Raw genomic sequence first — 21,817 nt, forward strand, 5'->3', positions numbered from 1 at the left:
CGAGATGAGCCTGCACGAGACGGCGTCCGACCAGACCACGGACAGGGTGACCCGGTCGCCGGGTGCGCGGTCGCCCGGTGCCCGGCCGCCCGTTACCCGGCCGCTCGTGACCCGGCGGCCACGGGGCCGGTGGGCCGGGCGAGCCCTGATCGCGGCCGCCGTGGTCTTCCTCGGCTGGAGCGGCTGGACCGCCTGGGAGGCGGGTCACGACGGGCAGGACGGCGGCCGGGATCGCGATCTCGTACTGCGGGCCGGGCAGCAGCAGATCGCGGCGCTCAACAGCATGGACGACACCCGCGTCGACGCCGGGTTGCAGCGGTGGCTGGACGCCTCGACCGGCCCGCTGCACGACCAGTTGCGGCGCGACCTGGCACCGAGCCGGCTGAAGATCCGGCAGGCGCGGACCAGCGCGGTGGGGACCGTCGTCGACGCCGCCGTCACCGCGCTGGACGTACGGGCCGGCAGCGCCCAGGTCATCGCCTCGGTGCGGATCCAGCTCACCCCGCACGGTGGCACACCCAGCCTCCAGCGCAAACGCTACGAGGCCGGGCTGTCGCGCACCCCCGGCGGCTGGAAGCTCAAGTCGCTCACCGCGATCCCGGTCAGCGCGAGCTGACCTCGGCCAGGGGAGAGGACCACGACCGTGCGCATCACACGAGCAGATCGGGACCGCCCGGCCGCCGCACCGGCCGGGCGGTTCCGGTCGATGGCCGGACGCCGGACGCGTGCGCCGGAGCCGTCGGATCCGGTGGACCTGGTGGATCCGACGACTCAGGCGGACCCGGTGGACCCGATCGATCCGGTGGATCCGCCGGTGCGGGGTGCCCCGCGGGGGCCGTCCGCGCGGCCGTCCGGAATGCGCCGGGCGATCGCGCTGGCGCTGATCCTCGCGGTCACCGGGGCGGGACTGCTGGTCCTGGCCGGGCGGCTGCGCGACGGCTCGCCCGCCGCCAACCGGGCACTGCTCGACACCGACGCCACCACGCGGGTCATCGGCGATGTCACCGACGCGCTGACCAGGATCTTCTCGTACGCGCCGGACGACACCGCCGCCACGGAGAAGGCGGCCGGCGACGTCCTCGCCGGTGCGGCCGCCGAGCAGTACCGCAGGTTGTTCGCCCAGGTGAAGAGGCAGGCTCCGGCCCAACGGCTGACGCTGACGACCCGGGTGGTGCGCGCCGGGGTGACCACCCTGTCCGGCGACAGCGCCCATCTGCTGGTGTTCCTGGACCAGGCGACCGCCCGCGACGGCAGGCCGAGCGGCACGGTCGCCGCCGCACAGCTGTCGGTGACCGCCCGGCTCACAGCCGGCCACTGGCGCATCACCGACCTCCGTTCCAGCTGATGCCCGATCCTTCGCACGCGCACGATGAGGTGACCCAGGTGGCAGGCACGAAGACCGGCGGCGAGGCCGTGCACAACGCGGACCCGGCCGACCCGGCGGACGCGGTGAACCCGGCCGGCGAGCCCGGACGGCGGACGTGGCTCCGGGTCCCGCGGACCGGCGATCCGCTGCTCACCACGGCGACCGCGCTGGTCCTCGCGGCGGCGGTCTGCGCCGCCTGGTCCGGCTGGAGCTGGTACGGCGCGGCGCACGACGGCTCGCTGCGCTACTCCCAGGTGCGCGAGGAGGTGCTGCAGAGCGGTGAGCAGGCGATCCAGAACCTCAACACGCTGGACTACCGGGACCTGAGCCAGGGCCTGAAGACATGGCAGGACTCGTCCACCAGCGACCTGTACCAGCAGATCGTGCAGGGCCGCGCGGAGTTCGAGCAGCAGGTGCGGACGGCCAGGACGACCACCAGCGCCAGGATCCTCGAAGGCGCGGTCACCGAGCTCGACGACCGCGCCGGCAAGGCGGCCGTCATCGTGGCCGTACAGATCGTCGTCACCCCGCCGGAGGGGCGCCCGACGACCAAGCGGAGCCGCCTCGCCGGTCGGCTGACCAGGACCGCCACCGGGTGGAAGCTCAGTGCCCTGGGCCAGGTGCCGGCCGGGATCTCCGGCTCCTGACCCGCCTGCGACGCCCCGCGTGCGGAAGACCGGAACCCCGTGCACAGAGCGCCGCCCCGTACGCGGAACACCGAGAGGACACCAGATCATGGCCGCTGACAGTGCGACGGCAGCGAAAGCGACGGCAGCGAAAGCGACGGCGGGGAAGGCCACGGCGGGGAATTCCGGCGGCCGGGCACACCGGCGGCTGCCCGCCGTCCTGGGGGTGGCCACGGTGCTGCTGGGCGGCCTGGCCGTCTGGTCCCACCAGCAGGCGCAGCGGCTGGAGGGCACCCCGGCGGCGCGGAACGCGGCGCTGACCGACAACGCCCGGACCAGCGAGGTCAAGGGCGAGATCACCAGCGCGGTCAACGCGGTCTTCTCCTACAACTACCTCGACATCGCCAAGACCCGGCGGGCCGCGCGGACCTCTCTCACCGGGAAGGCGATCCAGCAGTACGACACGATGTTCGGCCTGGTCCGCGAGCAGGCTCCCGGGCAGAAGACGGTGCTGACCACGACCGTCACCGACAGCGCGGTGAAGACGCTGCACGGCGACCACGCCCGATTGCTGATCTTCGCCGACCAGCGGAACACCCGGACCGCCGGCGGCCAGACCTCCTACGCCGCCGCCATGCTGGCGGTGGACGCGGTGCGCCAGGGAGGACGCTGGAAGATCTCCGCCTTCGACACCTTCACCGGCACCCGCTGAACGGACCGCGGATCGCGCACCACAGGCACCACCAGGCCCTCCCCGATGTTCGCGCAGGCAGAGAGTCGCCCTATAGTTAGTTAGCAACAAGCAACTTTTAGGAGCGCTCGTCCATGACAACCGCCGTGCAGGGGCCAGGAAGATCGACGGAGGCGGCCTCCCGCTCACGCGGGGGCGCGTCCGAGCCCGGTCCGGGCTACCGGTGGATCGCGTTGTCGAACACCACGCTCGGCGTGCTGATGGTCATGATCAATCAGTCGATCGTGCTCATCGCGCTGCCCAACATCTTCGACGGCATCAGGCTGAACCCGCTGGAGTCCGCCAACACCAGCTACCTGCTGTGGATGATGATGGGCTTCATGGTCGTCACCGCCGTGCTGGTGGTGTCCTTCGGCCGGCTCGGGGACATGTTCGGCCGGGTACGGATGTACAACCTCGGGTTCGCGGTCTTCACCGTCTGCTCCATCCTGCTCTCGGTGTGCTGGATGCAGGGTGACGCGGCGGCCCTCTGGCTGATCGGGTGGCGCATCGTCCAGGGCATCGGCGGCGCGCTGCTCTTCGCGAACTCCACCGCGATCCTCACCGACGCCTTCCCGGCGCACAAGCGCGGCACCGCGCTCGGCATCAACGCCATCGCCGCCATCGCGGGATCCTTCATCGGGCTGATCCTCGGCGGCCTGCTCGGCCCGCAGAACTGGCACTACATCTTCCTGGTCTCCGTGCCGTTCGGCGTCTTCGGGACCGTCTGGGCCTACCTCAAGCTGCACGACACCGGGGTGCGCCAGAAGGCCAGGATGGACTGGTGGGGCAACCTGACCTTCGCCGTCGGCCTGATCTCCGTGCTGGTCGGGATCACCTACGGCATTCAGCCCTACCGCGCCCACACCATGGGATGGACCAACCCCTGGGTGCTGACCGCGCTGCTGGGCGGGCTGGCGGTGCTGGTCATCTTCGTCATCATCGAGCTCAGGGTCGAGGAGCCGCTCTTCCACCTGTCGCTGTTCCGCATCCGCGCCTTCAGCGCCGGGAACATCGCCAGCCTGCTCACCGCGCTCGGGAGGGGCGGCCTGCAGTTCATGCTGATCATCTGGCTGCAGGGCATCTGGCTGCCGCAGCACGGATACAGCTTCGAGGACACCCCGCTCTGGGCGGGCATCTACATGATCCCGCTGACCGTCGGGTTCCTGATCACCGCGCCGCTGTCGGGGGCGCTCTCCGACCGGATCGGCCCGCGCTTCTTCACCATCTCCGGCGCGCTGGTCACCGCGGTGAGCTTCGCGCTGCTGCTGCTTCTGCCGGTGAACTTCTCCTACGGCTGGTTCGCCGTGCTGCTGGCCGTCAACGGCATCGGCTCCGGCATGTTCGCCTCGCCGAACCGTGCCGAGATCATGAACTCCGTGCCGGCGAACCAGCGCGGCGTCGGCGCGGGCATGGTCGCCACCTTCCAGAACTCCTCCATGGTGCTGTCCATCGGCATCTTCTTCAGCCTGATGGTCCTGGGCCTGTCGCACGGGCTGCCCGCGGCGATGCACGAGGGCCTGGTGGCGCAGGGCGTACCCGACCAGACCGCGCAGGGCATCGCCCACTTGCCGCCGATCGCGGTGCTGTTCGCCGCCTTCCTCGGCTACAACCCCATGCAGCAGCTGCTCGGCCCGGTCCTGCAGCAGCTCCCGGCCGACCACGCCCAGTACCTCACCGGCCGGAGCTTCTTCCCCCACCTCATCGCCGGCCCGTTCCACGACGGCCTGACGATCGCGTTCTGGTTCGCCATCGTCGCCTGTGTCGTGGCCGCGATCGCGTCGGCGATGACCGGCGGGCTCCGCAGGACCGCCGCCCGGGAGTCGCTCGGCTCGGAGCTGGCCGGGGTCACCGGCGAGGGCGGCATCGCGCTCAGTGAGCTCGCCGTCCCGGACATGGAACAGGCCCGGCACGACGCGGTGAACGGCGGCCGGCACAACGGCCGGCACGCCGCGATCCACGGGCACCGGAAGGTCGCCGGGGTCGTCCGCGACCGGGCCGGCGGGCCGGTGCCCGGCGCCGCGATCACGGTCACCGGCACGGACGGACGTCAGCTCGCGCGCACCTCGGCGGGCGCCGACGGCCGGTACGCGATCGACGCGGTCGCCCCGGGCGGCCACATCCTGATCGTCTCCGCCCGGGACCACCGGCCCCTCGCCACCGGGCTGCCGGTCGGGAGCCGGGACCTCACCCGCGACATCGTCCTCGAGGGCGGTGCCGCCGCTCCGTCCGGCGAGGTGCACGGCGTGATCCTGTCACCACAGGGCACCCCGCTGGCCGGGATGGCGGCCACCGCCACCGACGGGAGCGGTGAGGTGGTGGGGAGCACCGTCAGCGACGATGCGGGCGGCTACCGGTTCACCGGCCTGCCCGACGGCCGGTACACCGTGGTCGCCGCCGGTCACCGGCCCGCCATGGTCACCGTCCAGGTCGGCACCGGCGCGCCTGCCGCGGTCGAGGTGGCACTCGGAGACGAGGCACCGTGACCGGGCCGTCCCGCCCCGCGGCACCGCGCGGCACGCGGGGAACACCCGCCCGGCTGGCGGCACGGTTGCGGCTGGCCCTGAACGAGGTGAACCGCCGGACACGCCCGCAGGAGGCGGCGTCCGGCCTCAGCCCCGGCCGGCTCTCCGCCCTCGCCATCGTCGCGGCCGACGGCCCGCTGCGCATCGGGGAGCTGGCGGCACGGATGGCCGTCAGCACGCCGACCGTCTCGCACATCGTCGACGCCCTCGACGAGCAGGGCCTCATCGCCCGGCGGCACGATCCGCACGACCGCCGGGTCTGCCTGGTCGGGATCGGCCCCGCCGGCCGGAAGCTGCTGGCGGACCTGTGCACGCAGGCCACCGATTTCCTCACCGACCGGATCGGGCGGCTGCCACCGGAGCAGCAGGAGACCCTGGCGGACGCGCTACCCGTCCTGGAGGCACTGGGACGCCCGTGAGACCCCCGGAAGGCACGTGACCCCCCGGCAGGCACGTACTGACGGACCGGCGACCGCCTGACGGACCAGCGACTGTGAAGGATCAGATGAACGAGCAAGCCCTGAAGGACGCGGCCCCGCTGGAGCGGCACCTGACGGTGTCCGGCATCGTCGCCGACGACACCGCCCCGGTGGCGCAGGCGGTCGTCACCCTGGCGGACATGGCCGGCCGCAAGATCGGTTCCGCGTACTCCGACGACGCCGGGCGCTACCGGCTCGGCACCTCGACCGGCGGCACCTATCTCCTCATCGCGTCCGCACCCGGGCACGAGCCGATCGCCGCGCTGGTGGCGGTCGGCGACGAGCCGGTGCGGCACGACGTGCTGCTGACCGGGGCCGGCGGCCTGCTGGGCACGGTACGGCTCGCCGCCCCCTCGGGCGAACCGGTGCCCGGAGCGACGGTGACCGTGACCGACGTCCGGGGTGAGGTGCTCGGGGCGGTCGCCACCGCGGCCGACGGGGGCTTCTCCTTCCCGCGGCTGGCGCGGGGCACCTACACGCTGGTGGTCGCCGCCGCCGGGTACCGGCCGGTGGCCACCCCGGTCACGGTCCTCCAGGGAGAGCCGGCCCGGCACGAGGTGGAGCTCGCGGCGACCGGCTCACTGCGGGCCGGTGTGCGGCTACAGGGGGCGCCGTTCGAGGGCGCCGGCCTGACGTTGCTGGACGAGACCGGTCAGGTGGTCGCGGAGGGGTCGACCGACGCGAGCGGAGCCTTCAGCTTCACCGATCTCCGGCCGGGCGAGTACACCCTGGTCGCCACCGGGTACGCGCCGGCCGCGGTCTCGGTGCGGGTCGCCGACGGCAGGGCCGCCCGAGCCGACCTGACCGTGGGAGGCGAGGCCCGGTGACCACGACGCTCCGCGCGCGGGTGCTCGGCGCCGGCGGGTGGCCGATCGAGCACGCCGTGCTCACCCTGACGCACCCGGCCGGGCCGCAGGCGGGACGGGCCGCCGCCGACGCCACCGGCACGGCCGCCATCTCGGGGATCGCTCCGGGCTCGTACCTGGTGATCGTGTCCGCGCCCGGGCACCGGCCGCTGGCCCGCAACGTGCTGGTGACCGACGCCGGCCTGACGCTCGACGACATCGTGCTCACCGGCGAGGGCGGCCGGCGGCTGCCCGAGCCGGGCACCTGGGACATCGACCCGGTGCACTCCTCGGTCCGGCTGCGAGCCCTGCATCTGGGGCTGGCGAGCGTGCACGGCCGCATCGCGGACTTCAGCGGCCGGGTCGAGGTGGCGGAGCAGGTGGAACGCTCCACGGTCGCGGTGACCATGAAGGCCGCGAGTATCGACACCGGCAGCGACCAGCGCGACGCGCACCTGCGCAGCTCGGACTTCCTGCACACCGACGTCCACCCCGACCTGACCTTCCACAGCACCGCGGTGTCGCGCGCCGAGGGGGACCGGTGGGCGGTCGACGGGCTGCTGACCGTCCGGGGAGTGGGCAGGCAGGTCCGCCTCGAGACCACCTATCTGGGCACCGGTCCCGATCAGTGGGGCGGCACCCGATGCGGGTTCCACGCCGTCACCGAACTGCGCCGGGACGACTTCGCCGTGGACTGGAACCAGGCCGTACGGATCGGCCTCGCGACCATCGGGGCGATCGTCCAGATCGAGATCGACGTGGAGATCGTCCGCCGCTGACCCCGCCCACCCCTGCTCCCGCCCACCCCTGCTCCCGTCCGAGCCCGGGGGCGAGGCGGGCACACGGTGTGGGGGTGCGGGGCGGCTGCGGGCGGACATACTGAGGTCTATGACAGCGCTCCTGATGATCGGTACCGCCAAGGGGCTGTTCCTGGCCCGCAGCGAGGACGACCGCAGGTCCTGGCAGCTGACCGGACCGCACTTCCCGATGACCGGCGTGTACGCCGTGGCCATCGACAAGCGGCGCGGCCGTCCCCGGCTGCTGGCGGGCATGAGCAGCTCGCACTACGGCCCCGGCCTGTCCACCAGCGACGATCTGGGGGCGAGCTGGCAGGAGCCCGACCGGGCCCCGCTGGCGTTCCCCGAGCGGACCGGCACCAGCCTCGGGCGGGTCTGGCAGATCGCGCCCGGTCCGGCCGATGCGCCCGACCTGGTGTACGCGGGCGTCGAGCCCTCGGCGCTGTTCGTCTCCGCGGACGGCGGGCGGACGTACGAGTTCGCCGACGGGCTGTGGGACCACCCGCACCGGCCGCACTGGGAGGCCGGCTTCGGCGGCCAGGCGGTGCACACCGTGCTGCCGCATCCGGCCCACCCGGGTTCGCTGGTGATCGCGATGTCCACCGGCGGGGTCTACCGCAGCGCCGACGGAGCCAGGAGCTGGACGCCCGCCAACAACGGCATCAAGGTCGGATTCCTGCCCGACCCGTTCCCCGAGTACGGCCAGTGCGTGCACAAGGTGGCCCGGGACGCCGCCGACCCGGACCGGCTGTACGCGCAGAACCACCACGGCGTCTACCGCTCCGACAACGGCGGGTCCGACTGGCGGTCGATCGCCGACGGGCTGCCCAGCGACTTCGGCTTCGCGATGGTCGCGCACCCGCACCGGGCCGACGTGATCTACAACTTCCCGATCGCCGCCGACGAACGGCGCTTCCCGCCGGACGAGCGGTGCCGGGTCTACCGTTCCGCGGACGCGGGGGCGACCTGGCAGCCGCTGACCGCCGGCCTGCCGGAGGGCCCGTTCTACCCGTCGGTGCTGCGCGACGCGATGTGCGCCGACGACACCGACCCCACCGGCGTGTACTTCGGCACCCGGTCCGGTGAGGTGTACGCCAGCCGGGACGAGGGCGACTCGTGGTCACCGGTCGCCGCCCACCTGCCGGACGTGCTGTGCGTACGGGCGGCCGGGCTGTGACGGTCACGCTGCTCGTTCCCGGGGCGCTGCGCGCGGAGGCGGGCGGGGAGGCCCGGCTGACCCTGGAGGCGGCCGGCACGCTGGCCGCGGTGCTGGACGAGCTGGCCGAGCGCCGGCCCCGGCTGGAGCGGCGGATCCGCGACGAGCGCGGCGAGCTGCGCCGTCACGTCAACGTCTTCATCGACGGGGAGAACTGCCGGTCACTGGGCGGTCAGTCCGCGCCGGTCGCCGACGGCGCGGAGATCCAGGTGCTGCCGTCGGTGGCCGGCGGCTGACCGCACCGGGCTGCGGGCGTCGCCGTCCCGGCCGCTCAGAGCGCCACGAAGGTGAGCCCGCGCTTCTTGAGCGTGGGGATCACGGTGCGCAGGGCCTCGATGGTGCGTTCGCGCGGTCCGCCGCCGTCGTGGCAGAGCAGGATGTCGCCCGGCTGCGCGCGCAGCAGGGTGGTGCCGATGTGGCCGGCACTGGACCGGGGCTGGTCCCAGTCGCGCGGGTCGAGCTGCCAGTCGATGCAGATCATGCCGTGCGCGGCGGCCGTGTCGAGCACCGCGGGAGACCAGTTGCCGCCGGGGGAGCGGAAGAACCTCGGGGCCACGCCGGTGGTCTGCGCGATCCGGTCGTGACCGCCGCCGATCTCCTGGACCATCCTGGCGGTGGACAGCCGCGGCAGGTTGAGCGGGTGCGTCACGGTGTGGTCGGCGACCTGGTGGCCGTCCGCCACGATCCGCTGGACCAGGCGGGGGTATTCGCTCACCTGCACGCCGATCATGTTGAACGTGGCGGGCACCTGGAACTCGGCCAGCAGGTCCAGCATCATCGGGGTGTACCGGGGATGCGGGCCGTCGTCGATGGTCAGCGCGACGGCGCTGGGCGGTGCCGCGGGGCTCAGCTCGCTCAGCCGGTGCACCGGGCGCTGGAGTGCCCGCAGCGGACGGCCGTGCGCGTAGCCGGGGTCGGGCGGCGGCGGGCTGGTCTTCGGGTGCCCGCGGGCGCCGTCCTTCGCCTCGGCCGGGCCCCACGTGCGCAGGACCCCGGGGGCGGCGGCCGCGCACACCCCGGCCCCGGCCGCGGCGAGGCTCACCAGCACCTGACGCCTGTCCAGATCGCCCACTTTGTCCATCCCACGGGTCCGAGCAGTCGCCGACACCCAAGTCTCCCGGCTTCCCGCCCCCTGGTCCACGGGATCCCACCGGATCGAGAGCCGGTGTTTCCAGGGCGCGGCCACGAAGTACGGCCTGCCGCCTCAGCGGGCCAGGGACTCGCGGAGCTTCTCCAGTTCGACGGCGTACCACCAGACCCGTCCGCAGCCGAGGCAGACCGAGCCCTCCAGCTTGCTCAGCGGCCGGCCACGCCGGTACAGGTGCATCTCGAGGGAGCCGTCGACCACCACCCGGTCGCCGTCACAGTCGGGGCAGGGGGTGACGGGCGGGCTGATCTGCGCGCGCTTCTTCCGGGAGAACATGACGAAAGATGTACCAGGTCCGCTTTGCCCGGACCGGTGGATTCGCAGGTCCGGCCCCGCGCGCCGGACCCAGGCGCACGGGTCAGGTCGCCCCGTCCTCCGGCCCGTCGTCCGGTGCCGATCCCGTGGAGAGCAGGGCGGCGGCGCGCAGGGCCGTCTCCATCTCGTACCGCCAGTGCGGGTCGCGCAGGCGTTCCCCGAAGAGCTCCTCGATGCCGCGCATCCGGTAGCGGATCGTCTGCGGATGCACCCGCAGCGCGGAGGCCATGCCGACCGTGTTGCCCTGGTTGGTCAGCCAGGTCAGCAGGGTCGTGGTCAGCCGCTCACGGACGAACGGCCGGAGGCCGTCGAGCGGGGCCAGCCGCCGCTCGATCAGCAGCCGGAGGATGCTCGGCTCGGAGAAGATCAGCAGCGTGGCCAGATGGTCCTCGCACTGGACGGGGTTCGCGCTGGTGATGACGCCGCGTTCGGCCAGCGACAGCGCCAGCCGGGCCAGCCGCAGCGACAGGGCGGCGTTGGCGACCGGCACGGTCGGCCCGATCGCGTACGCCGTGTGGCGCAGGGCACGGTGCAGCATCTCGTGCCGCCCGGGGCCGTCCGGGTCGGGGACCAGCAGGCAGGGCTCGGCACCCTCCAGGTCCATGAGCACGTCGTGGTCGACGGCCGGGGACAGCCCGTGGGAGGACCGGTCCCCGTTCATGACCACGGCGGCGATCTTGGTGGGCATCCGCCACTTGGCCTGGAGGGCGAGGTCGCCCACCGTCTCCAGGGAGGCGACCGGCGGGTCCGCCAGCAGCATCTCCAGCAGCCGGCGGCGGCGGCGCTCCATGGTGCTCGACACCCTGGCCTGCACGTCGGCGTAGGCCTCGACGGACTGGGCCGCGGCCTCCTCGATGTAGGTGAACACCGCCTCGGCCAGGACGTAGGTCGTCTCGGCGGGCAGCCCCACCCGGCGGCCGACGTCCGCGTACCGCCGCCAGGCGACCCGGCCCGCGACCCGGTAGGCGGCCTGGAGCCCGTCGAGGCTCCGGCCGCCCAGGTACTCGCCGCGCCCCAGGGCACGGTAGATCTTGACCGGCTGTTCGTCCGCGGCGTCCGGATCGGTGATCTTTCCCATGAACTCGACCAGCCCGCGTTCGACGCCGTGGCGGACCTCGCCGCGGAGGCCGTTCTGCAGGGCGTGGCCCAGCTCGGGGACGCACCGCTCGATCTCGTCGACGATCTCCTCGGCCAGCGACGGCAGCTCGGGGCGGAGCAGGTCGGCCACCTTGGCCAGCGCGGCCGGTCCGCCGGCGGGGGTGGGCAGCCCGGGGCTCGCCGTGCTGGCGGTTCCCCGGGCCGGTCCGCCGGGCTGGTGAGTCTCGGGGTCTGCGTCCATCTCAGCCATCAGCGTCGCTCCACGATCAAGGATCGCACCGTAACACGGCCGCAACGTCGCGGGTGTGGGCGGCCGACACTGGCCGGTCGGTGGTGGGCGGCGCCGCCCGAGATGCGGGTGGAGGAGCCGGGCTAACCTGGCGTTATGGGAGAAGCCGGCGGCCACCATCCGATCTCCAGGCCGGAGTCGACCCGCGAACGCGTCATCCAGATCGCCACCCGGCTGTTCGCCTCCCTGGGCTACGACGCGACCTCCACCCGGCTGATCGCCGACGCCGCCGGGATCGACGTCGCCACCCTGGCCGGCCTGATCGGCGGCAAGCCCGACGTCTACCTCGCCGTGATGAAGCGGCTCCACCTGCTGGAGCAGGAGTGCCTGGAGGCCATCAAGGCGGAGTTCACGCCCGGCCGGGAGGGGATCCACCGGCTGGCCGACCGCTACCTGGACTTCTGCGTCGCCCACCCCGAGGTGCCGGCCCTGTGGGTGCACCGCTGGCAGTCGGACGCCTCCGACATCACCGAGCTGGAGAACCTCTACACCAGGCCGTTGGTCGAGCGGTTCACCGCCATGCTGCGGAGCGCGGCCCGGACCGACGACCAGGCCGGCCTCGACCACGAGTACACGGTGTGGCACCTCCTGTGGTGCATCGACTCGTTCGTCCTCGCCGGAGTGATCGACGAGCACGGTGAACGCCAGGGCCCCCGCAACACCGTGGAACTGCAGCGGTTCCGCACGCACATGCGCCGGTTCCTCGACCGGATGCTCGAGCTGGACGGGTAGCGGTTCCCGCGCCCGCCGGCGCGGACCCCCGGAGCCGGCGTGGCGGACACCCGGTACGTGACTGTGATCACCTTTCACGGCCTGTAGTACTACGACTCGTAGTACTACGATGCGTGGTGGAGCCTTCGAAGGGGGACGCGTCCGGTATGAACGCACTCGACCTGAGCCGCTGGCAGTTCGGGATCACGACCGTGTACCACTTCGTCTTCGTCCCGCTGACCATCGGCCTGTCGCTGATCGTCGCCGGGCTGCAGACCGTCTGGTACCGCACCGGACGGCCGGAGTTCCTGCGGCAGACCCACTTCTTCGGCAGGCTCTTCCTGATCAACTTCGCGATGGGCGTGGTCACCGGCATCGTGCAGGAGTTCCAGTTCGGCATGAACTGGAGTCAGTACTCCCGCTTCGTCGGTGATGTGTTCGGGGTGCCGCTGGCCATGGAGGGGCTGCTGGCGTTCTTCCTCGAATCGACCTTCCTCGGCTTGTGGATCTTCGGCTGGGACCGGCTGCCGAAGAAGGTCCATCTGGCCACGATCTGGCTGGCCGCGCTGGGCAGCAACCTGTCGATGTACTTCATCCTGTCCGCCAACGCGTGGATGAAGCACCCGGTGGGCTACACCGTCGACCAGGTGACCGGGCAGGCCAGGATGACCGACATCTGGGCGATGCTCACCCAGTGGCCCGCCGTCGTGGAGTACCTGCACACGTTCGCCGGCTCCCTCATCGTCGCCGGGGTCTTCGTCGCCGCGGTCAGCGCCTACCGGATGCTCCGTGCCGGTGAGGTCGGCCTGTTCCGCCCGGTGCTGCGGGCCGGTCTGGCGGTGACCGTGATCGGCGGAGCGCTGGCGGTGTTCTCCGGGGACCGGTCCGCCGAGCTCGCCCACCGCTACCAGCCGATGAAACTGGCCAGCGCCGAGGCGCTGTGGAACACCGAGCACGGCGCCGGGTTCTCGCTGTTCGCCGTCGGCGACGTCGAGCACGGCCGCAACCACCTCGACCTGCAGATCCCCGAGGTGCTCGGCCTCCTGGCCACGGGCCGGTTCGGCGGCACCGTGCAGGGCGTCAACCAGCTCCAGGACCAGTACGCCAAGACCTACGGCCCGGGCGACTACACCCCGCCCGTCGGGGTCACCTACTGGTCCTTCCGGCTGATGATGGGCCTGGGCCTGTCCGCCGTCACGCTGGCCGCCGCCGGGCTCTGGCTCACCCGCAGGCGCGGCCGGCTCCGGCGGCTGGACACCGTGTGGGGACGGCGGTTCCTGTACGCGTCGGTGATCGCCGTGCCGTTGCCGTTCGCCGCCAACATCATGGGCTGGCTGCTGTCGGAGATCGGCCGCCAGCCGTGGACCGTCCAGGGCGAGCTGCTGACCGCCGCGAGCGTCTCACCGGGTGTGAGCCTCACCGAGGTGGCGATCTCGCTCACGGTCTTCACCCTGCTCTACGGGGTGCTCGCCCTCGCCGAGGGGTGGCTGATCGTCCGCCATGTCCGGCAGGGGCCGCAGGCGGAGACACCCGCCCCGGCCGAGTCCGAGCCCGCCTTCTCCTACTGACCCGGTGCCAGGCGTTCTTCTCGGAGGGAGAGACGGATGGAACTCACCACGCTCTGGTTCGGGCTCATCGCGTTCCTGTGGGCGGGCTACTTCCTGCTGGAGGGGTTCGACTTCGGCGTCGGGATGCTGCTGCGGTGGATCGGCCGCGACCCGGTGGACCGCAAGGTCGTGCTCGCCGCGATCGGGCCGGTCTGGGACGGCAACGAGGTCTGGATGATCGTGGCCGCGGGCGCCACGTTCGCCGCCTTCCCCGCCTGGTACGCCGCCATGTTCAGCGGCTTCTACCTGCCGTTCCTGCTGCTCCTGGTGGCGCTCATCCTGCGCGCCGTCGCGCTGGAGTGGCGGAGCAAGGTCGACGGTGACCGGTGGCGTGCCTGGTGCGACCGGGCGATCTTCTGGGGCAGCGCCTGCCCCGCCGTCATCTGGGGCGTCGCGTTCGCGAACCTCGTGCGCGGGCTGCCGCTGGACGCCCGCGGCACCGTGCACGCCGCACCGCTCGACCTGCTCGGCCCGTACGCCCTGCTCGGCGGGGTCACCACGCTGGCGGTGTTCGTCCTGCACGGCGCGGTGTTCCTCACCCTGAAGACCGACGGCCCGGTACGGGAGCGGGCGCGCCGGGCGGCGTTCGCCTCGGCCGCCCTGGCGGTGCCGGCGCTGACCGCCTTCCTGGCCTGGACCCAGCACCAGCACGGCAAGCCGGGGACCGCGGTGACCGCGGCGGTCGCGGTGCTGGCGCTCGCCGCCGGTGCCGGGGCGGCCGTACGGGGCCGGGAGGGTGTGGCGTTCGGCGCCACCGGGGTGGCGATCGTGCTGACCGTCGCCACGCTGTTCGGGGCGCTGTGGCCCGACGTGCTCCCCTCCACCACCGATCCGGCGGCGAGCCTCACGGTGACCGGCGCGGCCTCGGGCCCGTACACCCTCACGGTCGTGACCTGGATGGCCGCGATCGCCACCCCGATCGTCATGCTTTACCAGGGCTGGACCTACTGGGTCTTCCGCCGGCGGCTCACCCGTGCCGACGTGACGCCGTGAAGCCCGTCGACCCGCGGCTGCTGTCGGCCGCGCGGGCGGCCCGCGACCATCTGATCGTGACCGCCGGGCTGGGAGTGCTCACCACCGCCTGCATCCTCGCCCAGGCCGCCCTGCTCGCCGACGCGATCAGCGGTGCGGCCCGCGGTGCGGCCGTGGGCACCCCGCTGCTGCTCCTGCTCGCGGTGGTGCTGATCCGCGCCGCGACGACGTACGGGGGAGAGGTCGCGGCCCTGCGCGCGGCGGCGAAGACCAAGTCGCAGCTGCGGCTGCGGCTGGTCGCGCACGCCGCGCGGCTCGGGCCCGGCCGGCTCTCCGGCGAGCGGCCCGGGGAGATCGCCACCCTGGCCACCCGCGGCCTGGACGCCCTCGACGACTACTTCGCCCGCTACCTGCCGCAGCTCTGCCTGGCCGTGCTGGTGCCCGTCTCCGTCCTGGCCGTGCTGGCCTCCGCCGACTGGATGTCCGCGCTGGTCGTCGCCCTGACCGTCCCGCTCATCCCGGTGTTCATGATCCTCATCGGCCTGCACACCCGGGCGCGCACGGAGCGGCAGTGGCGGCTGCTCGCCGGGCTCGGCGGCCACTTCCTCGACGTGGTCGAGGGCCTGCCCACCCTCGCGGTGTTCCGCCGGGCCAAGGCCCAGGCGGCGATGATCCAGAAGGTCTGCGACGAGCACCGCAGGGCGACCATGGCCACCCTGCGCGTCGCGTTCCTGTCCGCGCTCGTCCTGGAGCTCCTGGCCACCCTCGCCACGGCCCTGGTCGCCGTCGAGGTGGGCCTGCGGCTGCTCGGCGGCTCGCTGTCGTACCGGACGGCGCTGCTGGTGCTCATCCTCGCGCCCGAGGCCTACCTGCCGCTGCGCGAGGTCGGAGCCCGTTTCCACGCGAGCATGGAGGGGGTCGCCGCCGCGGGGCAGGTCTTCGACCTGCTGGAGACTCCCGCCCCCGCGGCCGGGACGGCCGTGCCGCCGCCGGTGCCGCGGCGGATCGAGTTCGAGCACGTGAGCCTGGTCTACCCGGGCCGGGACGAACCGGCGCTCCAGGAGGTGTCGCTGACGCTGGAGGCCGGCCGCCACTACGCCCTGACCGGGCCGAGCGGTGCGGGCAAGACCTCGCTGCTGGCCCTGCTGCTGCGGTTCGCCGAGCCCACCACCGGCCGCATCCTGGTGGACGGTGCCGAGCTGTCCGGGTTCGACCCGGACGAATGGCGCAGGCTGCTGGCCTGGGTGCCCCAGCAGCCCTACCTGGTCGCGGGAAGCATCGCCGACAACATCCGGCTCGGTGCCCCCGGCGGCGCGAGCGACGAGCGGGTACGCCGCGCGGCGCGGGACGCGGAGGCGCACGAGTTCGTCATGGCGCTGCCCGACGGCTACGCCACCACGATCGGGGCCCGCGGGCTCCGCCTCTCGGCCGGCCAGCGGCAGCGCCTCGCGCTGGCCCGGGCCTTCTGCCGGGACGCCCCGATCGTGCTCCTCGACGAGCCGACCGCGCACCTCGACCCCGGCAACGCCGAAGCCGTCCGCGTCGCCACCCGGCGCCTCACGGCCGGCCGTACGGTGGTGACCGCCGCCCACGGCCACGGCTGGGCGGCGGACGCGGACGAGATCATCCATCTCGGCCCGGCCCGGGCGGAGGTGCCCGCGTGACCCGGCCGCTGGTGCGCCTGGTCGCACTCGCCCGGCCTGGCCCGCGGCTGCTGCTCGGCGCCGCCGCCGGCGCGGCCGCGACCGGTGCCGGGATCGCCCTGCTCGCCACCTCCGCCTGGCTGCTGGCCCGGGCCGCCCAGCACCCCTCCGTCGTCGCCCTGTCCGTGGCCGTCGTCACGGTCCGGACGCTCGGGGTCGGCCGCGGCCTGCTGCGGTACGCGGAGCGGCTCGTCTCGCACGACGCGGTGCTGCGCGCCCTGACCGGCATCCGCGCCCGGGTCTACGACCGGCTCGCCCAGGCCGAGCCGCTGCGCCTGTTCCGCGGCGGGGACCTGGTGACCCGGCTGGTCAGCGATGTCGAGGCCGTACAGGACCTGCTCCTGCGCGGGCTCGTCCCGGCCGCCGTCGCGGCGGTAGCGGGCGGCGGCACGGTGGTGCTGGTCACCGCCCTCTACTGGCCCGCCGGCGGTCTGCTCGCCGTCGGGCTGCTGCTCGCCGGGCTCTGCGTCCCGATGCTGTCCGGCGCGCTCGGCCGCCGTCCCGGTGCCCGCCTCGCCACCGCGCGCGGCGGCCTCGCCACCGAGGTCACCGACCTGCTGTCCGGCGCTCCCGACCTCATCGCCTACGGCGCCATGGACACCGTCCTGGACCGGGTGGCCGCGGCCGACGCGGAACTCACCGCGGTGGCGCGCCGGGACGCCCTGCTGATGGGCCTGGGCGCCGGAGCCTCCGCCCTCATCACCGGGCTGACCGTCTGGGCCGTGCTGCTGGCCGGTGTCGCCGCGGTCGCGCACGGCTCCCTCACCTCCGTGCCCCTCGCGGTCACCGTGCTCACCGCGCTGGCGGCCTTCGAGGTGGTCGCGCCGCTGCCGCCGGTCGCCGCCCGGCTCGGGGCGCTGCGAGCGGCGGCCGTACGGCTGTTCGGCGTGCTCGACGCGCCGCCCGCGATCGCCCGGGTGGCCGCGCCGGCGGAGCCGCCGTCGGGACCCACGGCGCTGCGCGTCCGGGGCCTGCGCGTGCGGTACGGCCCGGCGGAGCCCTGGGCGCTCGACGGGGTGGACCTCGATTTGCCGCCCGGCCGCAGGATCGCCCTCGTCGGGCCGAGCGGCGCGGGCAAGAGCACGCTCGCGGCCGTGCTGCTGCGCTTCCGCGATCCCGACGGGGGAGAGGTGCTGCTCGGCGGTCTCCCGCTCACCGCCTACGACCCCGACGACGCCCGCCGGGTCATCGGCGGGGTGCCGCAGGACCCGCATGTCTTCGCCGGCGACCTGCGGGCCAATCTCCTGCTCGCCCGGCCCGGCGCCCGCGACGCCGAGCTCGTCACGGCCCTGGAGGCGGCGCGGCTCGGGCCCTGGCTGCGCGAGCTCCCGGACGGGCTCGGCACCGAGGCGGGCGCGTACGGGACCCGGATGTCGGGCGGGCAGCGGCAGCGCCTGGCACTGGCCCGGGCGCTGCTGGCGGACCCGCCGATCATGGTGCTCGACGAGCCGACCGGCCGGCTCGACCCCGAGGCGCGCAGGGCACTGACCGCCGACCTGCTGGACGCCACGCGAGGCCGCACCACCCTGCTGATCACTCATGACCTCGACGGGCTGGAGGAGGTCGACGAGATCGTCGTGCTCCGCGAGGGCCGGGTGATCTCACGCGGCTCGCACGCGGACCTGCTGGCCGCCGGCGGCTGGTACCCGCGCTCCCTGGAACGCACCCGCCCCGGCCTCCGCCCGCCCTCGGTCCTGCCTCCCGTTTAGACCCCCCGGAGCGGGGCACTTGCGGGCTCAGCGCCGGACGGCGGCGACACCGGGCGACGCGGCCGGGCGACACCGGGCGACGCGGCCGGGCGACGCGGCCGGGTGCGGCCGGACGCTGTGGCCGGGCACGACGGAGGATCGAGGACGCGAGATGAGCGACGACGGCGACCGGCGTGAGTCGATGGAGGAACGGGCCGAACGGGAACCGGACAGCCCGACCGACCTGCCGGCGGTGTCGTGGTGGGGCGCGGCCAAGCGCGTGCTGTCGGAGTTCAAGGACGACGATCTCACCGACCGGGCGGCCGCCCTCACCTACTACTCCGTACTCTCCATCTTCCCGGCGCTGCTGGTCGTCGTGTCCCTCGTCGGGCTTGCGGGCAGGTCGGTCTCGCAATCCCTGATCACCAATGTCGGTGATCTCGCCCCCGGCTCGGTCAAGCAGGTCATCACCAACGCGATCACCGAGCTGCAGCGGGGCCAGGGCGGGGCCGGCCTCGTGGCGCTCATCAGCCTGGCCGCCGGGGTCTGGTCGGCGTCCAAGTACGTGGCGGCCTTCATGCGCGCCTCCAACGCCGTCTACGACGTCGCGGAGGGCCGCCCGATCTGGAAGACCCTGCCGATCCGCATCGCCGTCACCCTGGTCACCCTGACCCTGCTGTCGGCGAGCGCCATCGCGGTCGTGATCTCCGGTGCCCTGGCCGACCGCACCGGCCGGCTCCTGGGCATCGGCACTGCCGCGGTCACCACCTGGAACATCGCCAAATGGCCGATCCTGCTGGTCATCGTCAGCTTCCTGTTCGCACTGCTCTACTGGGCCTCTCCCAACGCCAAGCAGGGCTTCCGGTGGGTCACGCCCGGCGGGGTCATGGCGCTGGTCATCTGGCTGGTCGCCTCGGCCGGATTCGCGGTGTTCGTCGCCGAGTTCGGCTCGTACAACAAGACCTACGGCAGCCTCGCCGGAGTGGTCGTCTTCCTGGTGTGGCTGTGGATCAGCAATCTCGCCCTGCTGCTCGGCGCCGAGCTCAACGCCGAGCTCGAGCGGGGGCGCGCCATCGCCGCCGGGCTGCCGCCCGACCAGGAGCCCTACGTCCGGATGCGCGACACCCGCGCCCTGCCCGACGACTAGGCCCCGGCGGCGACCAGGCGACCAGGCGACCGGGCCCGGCGACGGCCAGGTCCGGCGACGGCCGGGCCGTACTGACCGGCGTGCCCGGCGGCCCGGTCAGTAGGGCCAGATCCACTCGCGCACGTCGGCGGCGTCCTCGCCGTGCTCGCGGGCGTACGCGCGGTGCCGCAGCCGCTGATCGGCCATCTGCTGGCGGATGTGCGCGACCCGGCCGCCCAGCGAGGGCACCCGGTCGATGACGTCCATCACCAGGTGGAACCGGTCCAGCTCGTTGAGCATCACCATGTCGAACGGCGTGGTGGTGGTGCCCTCCTCGCGGTAGCCGCGGACATGGAAGTTGTCGTGCCCGTTGCGCCGGTAGGTGAGCCGGTGGATGAGGTACGGGTAGCCGTGGAAGGCGAAGACGACCGGCCTGTCCACGGTGAACAGCGCGTCGAACTCCGGATCCGGCAGGCCGTGCGGATGCTCGGACGGAGGTTGCAGCCGCATCAGATCGACCACGTTGATGACCCGTACCCGCAGGTCCGGGCAGTGTTGCCGGAGCAGGTCCACCGCGGCCAGCGTCTCCAGGGTGGGGATGTCGCCCGCACAGGCGAGGACGACGTCGGGGTCGCTACCGCCGTCGGTGCTGGCCCACTCCCAGATGCCGATGCCGCGGGTGCAGTGCAGGACCGCCTCGTCCATCCCCAGCCAGTTGAGCGCGGGCTGCTTGCCGGCGACGACGACGTTGACGTAGTCGCGGGAGCGCAGGCAGTGGTCGGCGACCGACAGCAGGGTGTTGGCGTCCGGGGGCAGGTAGACCCGGATGATCTCGGCCTTCTTGTTCATCACCACGTCGAGGAAGCCCGGGTCCTGGTGGGTGAAGCCGTTGTGGTCCTGGCGCCACACGTGCGAGGACAGCAGGTAGTTGAGCGAGGCGATGGGCCGTCGCCAGGGCAGCTGCCGGGTGACCTTGAGCCACTTGGCGTGCTGGTTGAACATCGAGTCGACGATGTGGATGAACGCCTCGTAGCTGTTGAACAGGCCGTGTCGGCCGGTGAGCAGGTAGCCCTCCAGCCAGCCCTGGCACAGGTGCTCGCTCAGCACCTCCATCACCCGGCCGTGCGGGCCGAGGTGCTCGTCGGTCTCCAGCCGCTCGGCCCCCCACACCCGGTCGGTCACCTCGAAGACGTCGCCCAGCCGGTTGGACTGGGTCTCGTCCGGACCCATGATCCGGAAGTTCTCGGGGTTGGCGGTGATGACGTCGCGCAGGAAGGCGCCCAGCCGCCGGGTGGGCTCGGTCGGGGTGGTGCCGGGCTTGTCCACCGGCACCGCGTAGTCCCGGAAGTCCGGCAGCACGAGCGGCCGGAGCAGGACCCCGCCGTTGGCGTGCGGGCTGGCGCTCATCCGCCGCTCCGCGACCGGCGCGAGCCCGGCGAGCTCCGCGACCGGCCGTCCCTCCTCGTCGAAGAGCTCCGCAGGCCGGTACGACCGCAGCCACTCCTCCAGCTGGGCGAGATGCTCCGGGTTCTCCCGCACCCCGGGCAGGGGCACCTGATGGGATCGCCAGGTCCCCTCGACCGGCAGCCCGTCGACCTCCTCGGGCCCGGTCCAGCCCTTGGGAGAGCGGAGCACGATCATCGGCCAGCGCGGCCGGCCGGTGTCCTCGCCGCTCCGGGCCGCCGACTGGATTCGGGCGATCTCCGTGAGCGCCTCGTCGAGGATCGTGGCCATCCGCTCGTGCATGGCGGCGGGCTCCGAGCCGCTGACGAGGTACGGGCGGTAGCCGTACCCCTCCAGCAGCGCCGTCAGCTCGCTCTCGGGGATCCGCGCCAGCACGGTGGGATTGGCGATCTTGTAGCCGTTGAGGTGCAGGATCGGCAGCACCGCGCCGTCCCGCGCCGGGTCGACGAACTTGTTGGAGTGCCAGCTCGCGGCGAGCGGCCCCGTCTCGGCCTCGCCGTCTCCCACGATGCAGGCCACGACCAGGTCGGGGTTGTCGAAGGCGGCGCCGTGGGCGTGCGCGAGGGAGTAGCCGAGCTCGCCGCCCTCGTGGATCGACCCCGGCGTCTCCGGAGCCACGTGGCTGGGGATCCCGCCGGGGAAGGAGAACTGGCGGAACAACCGGGCCATGCCGCCGGCGTCCTGGGAGATGTGCGGGTACACCTCGCTGTAGGTGCCCTCCAGCCAGGCGTTGGCCACCGCGGCGGGCCCGCCGTGCCCGGGCCCCATGATGTACATCATGTCCAGGTCCCTGGCTTTGATCACCCGGTTGAGGTGGGCGTAACAGAAGTTCAGCCCGGGGGAGGTGCCCCAGTGCCCCAGCAGCCGGGGCTTGATGTGCTCCCGGCTCAGCGGCTCCCGCAGCAGCGGGTTGGCCAGCAGGTAGATCTGCCCGACCGAGAGGTAGTTCGCGGCGCGCCAGTAGGCGTCGATCGACCGCAGTTGGGTCTCGTCCAGAGTCTGGGGCATGGGTCACCTTCGCCTCGAGGTCGGCCGGTGCTCGCCGGGCGGCACCGTACGTGCATGCTGGGGGCCGCCCGTCGGGCGGCCCCGATCACGGCCTTGATGGGGCCG

At 73.1% G+C, this 21,817-nt stretch carries 20 protein-coding genes; 16 read left to right on the forward strand and 4 right to left on the reverse strand.

Annotation, left to right across the window (positions count from 1 at the left end; genetic code table 11):
- The first annotated feature begins 4 nt into the window (after positions 1-4).
- The 10 genes from ACRYCC_RS23845 to ACRYCC_RS23890 all read left to right on the forward strand — a co-directional run bounded on the left by ACRYCC_RS23845 (position 5) and on the right by ACRYCC_RS23890 (position 8,820).
- Positions 5-616: an Rv1363c family protein gene (locus ACRYCC_RS23845; RefSeq protein ID WP_433815470.1), complete on the forward strand. Its 612-nt coding sequence runs from the start codon at positions 5-7 to the stop codon at positions 614-616.
- 27 nt (positions 617-643) lie between these two features.
- On the forward strand, positions 644-1,345 hold the full coding sequence (locus tag ACRYCC_RS23850; protein WP_433815471.1) for a hypothetical protein: 702 nt from the start codon (positions 644-646) through the stop codon (positions 1,343-1,345).
- Positions 1,346-1,383: 38 nt separating this feature from the next.
- Positions 1,384-2,013, forward strand: coding sequence for an Rv1363c family protein (locus tag ACRYCC_RS23855; RefSeq protein ID WP_433815472.1), 630 nt, complete (start codon positions 1,384-1,386; stop codon positions 2,011-2,013).
- 88 nt (positions 2,014-2,101) lie between these two features.
- Positions 2,102-2,704, forward strand: a complete 603-nt coding sequence (locus ACRYCC_RS23860) for a hypothetical protein (protein WP_433815473.1) — start codon at positions 2,102-2,104, stop codon at positions 2,702-2,704.
- Positions 2,705-2,817: 113 nt separating this feature from the next.
- Positions 2,818-5,208 (forward strand): MFS transporter, encoded by a 2,391-nt coding sequence (locus ACRYCC_RS23865; protein ID WP_433815475.1) that lies wholly within the window; start codon positions 2,818-2,820, stop codon positions 5,206-5,208.
- Positions 5,205-5,666, forward strand: coding sequence for a MarR family winged helix-turn-helix transcriptional regulator (locus tag ACRYCC_RS23870; RefSeq protein ID WP_433815477.1), 462 nt, complete (start codon positions 5,205-5,207; stop codon positions 5,664-5,666). Before ACRYCC_RS23865 ends, ACRYCC_RS23870 begins: the two co-directional genes overlap by 4 nt.
- A gap of 86 nt (positions 5,667-5,752) precedes the next feature.
- Positions 5,753-6,553 carry an MSCRAMM family protein gene (locus ACRYCC_RS23875; RefSeq protein WP_433815479.1) on the forward strand — a complete coding sequence of 267 codons (801 nt, stop codon included), beginning with the start codon at positions 5,753-5,755 and terminating at the stop codon, positions 6,551-6,553.
- Complete coding sequence (locus ACRYCC_RS23880) at positions 6,550-7,350, forward strand: YceI family protein (RefSeq protein ID WP_433815481.1); 801 nt, start codon at positions 6,550-6,552, stop codon at positions 7,348-7,350. The genes ACRYCC_RS23875 and ACRYCC_RS23880 overlap by 4 nt, the downstream gene beginning before the upstream one ends.
- Before the next feature lie 109 nt (positions 7,351-7,459).
- Positions 7,460-8,545, forward strand: coding sequence for a WD40/YVTN/BNR-like repeat-containing protein (locus ACRYCC_RS23885; RefSeq protein ID WP_433815483.1), 1,086 nt, complete (start codon positions 7,460-7,462; stop codon positions 8,543-8,545).
- Positions 8,542-8,820: a ubiquitin-like small modifier protein 1 gene (locus ACRYCC_RS23890; protein WP_433815485.1), complete on the forward strand. Its 279-nt coding sequence runs from the start codon at positions 8,542-8,544 to the stop codon at positions 8,818-8,820. Before ACRYCC_RS23885 ends, ACRYCC_RS23890 begins: the two co-directional genes overlap by 4 nt.
- A 35-nt stretch (positions 8,821-8,855) precedes the next feature.
- Here the strand turns inward: ACRYCC_RS23890 and ACRYCC_RS23895 are convergent, their stop codons facing one another.
- The 3 genes from ACRYCC_RS23895 to ACRYCC_RS23905 all read right to left on the reverse strand — a co-directional run bounded on the left by ACRYCC_RS23895 (position 8,856) and on the right by ACRYCC_RS23905 (position 11,394).
- The gene (locus tag ACRYCC_RS23895) at positions 8,856-9,665 is read right to left on the reverse strand and encodes a polysaccharide deacetylase family protein (RefSeq protein WP_433815486.1); all 810 of its coding nucleotides are present in this window, start codon (positions 9,663-9,665) and stop codon (positions 8,856-8,858) included.
- 123 nt (positions 9,666-9,788) lie between these two features.
- On the reverse strand, positions 9,789-10,007 hold the full coding sequence (locus ACRYCC_RS23900; protein ID WP_433815488.1) for a hypothetical protein: 219 nt from the start codon (positions 10,005-10,007) through the stop codon (positions 9,789-9,791).
- An 82-nt stretch (positions 10,008-10,089) separates the two neighbouring features.
- On the reverse strand, positions 10,090-11,394 hold the full coding sequence (locus ACRYCC_RS23905) for a helix-turn-helix domain-containing protein (RefSeq protein WP_433815490.1): 1,305 nt from the start codon (positions 11,392-11,394) through the stop codon (positions 10,090-10,092).
- A gap of 135 nt (positions 11,395-11,529) precedes the next feature.
- Here ACRYCC_RS23905 and ACRYCC_RS23910 point away from each other — a divergent pair, with 135 nt between their 5' ends.
- The 6 genes from ACRYCC_RS23910 to ACRYCC_RS23935 all read left to right on the forward strand — a co-directional run bounded on the left by ACRYCC_RS23910 (position 11,530) and on the right by ACRYCC_RS23935 (position 19,261).
- Positions 11,530-12,165, forward strand: a complete 636-nt coding sequence (locus ACRYCC_RS23910; protein ID WP_433815492.1) for a TetR/AcrR family transcriptional regulator — start codon at positions 11,530-11,532, stop codon at positions 12,163-12,165.
- A 146-nt stretch (positions 12,166-12,311) separates the two neighbouring features.
- Positions 12,312-13,712, forward strand: coding sequence for a cytochrome ubiquinol oxidase subunit I (locus tag ACRYCC_RS23915; protein ID WP_433815494.1), 1,401 nt, complete (start codon positions 12,312-12,314; stop codon positions 13,710-13,712).
- Positions 13,713-13,748: 36 nt separating this feature from the next.
- On the forward strand, positions 13,749-14,744 hold the full coding sequence (gene cydB, locus ACRYCC_RS23920) for a cytochrome d ubiquinol oxidase subunit II (RefSeq protein ID WP_433815496.1): 996 nt from the start codon (positions 13,749-13,751) through the stop codon (positions 14,742-14,744).
- Positions 14,741-16,387, forward strand: a complete 1,647-nt coding sequence (gene cydD, locus ACRYCC_RS23925; RefSeq protein ID WP_433815498.1) for a thiol reductant ABC exporter subunit CydD — start codon at positions 14,741-14,743, stop codon at positions 16,385-16,387. The genes cydB and cydD overlap by 4 nt, the downstream gene beginning before the upstream one ends.
- Positions 16,384-18,135, forward strand: coding sequence for a thiol reductant ABC exporter subunit CydC (gene cydC, locus ACRYCC_RS23930; protein WP_433815500.1), 1,752 nt, complete (start codon positions 16,384-16,386; stop codon positions 18,133-18,135). Before cydD ends, cydC begins: the two co-directional genes overlap by 4 nt.
- A 151-nt stretch (positions 18,136-18,286) precedes the next feature.
- Positions 18,287-19,261 carry a YihY/virulence factor BrkB family protein gene (locus ACRYCC_RS23935; protein WP_433815502.1) on the forward strand — a complete coding sequence of 325 codons (975 nt, stop codon included), beginning with the start codon at positions 18,287-18,289 and terminating at the stop codon, positions 19,259-19,261.
- A 96-nt stretch (positions 19,262-19,357) separates the two neighbouring features.
- On the opposite strand, the gene ACRYCC_RS23940 is transcribed toward ACRYCC_RS23935, so the two are convergent.
- Positions 19,358-21,712 carry a phosphoketolase family protein gene (locus tag ACRYCC_RS23940; protein ID WP_433815504.1) on the reverse strand — a complete coding sequence of 785 codons (2,355 nt, stop codon included), beginning with the start codon at positions 21,710-21,712 and terminating at the stop codon, positions 19,358-19,360.
- Positions 21,713-21,817: the final 105 nt, after the last annotated feature.

This window comes from Actinomadura scrupuli, from assembly GCF_050971785.1.
Classification (GTDB): Bacteria; Actinomycetota; Actinomycetes; order Streptosporangiales; family Streptosporangiaceae; genus Actinomadura_E; species Actinomadura_E scrupuli.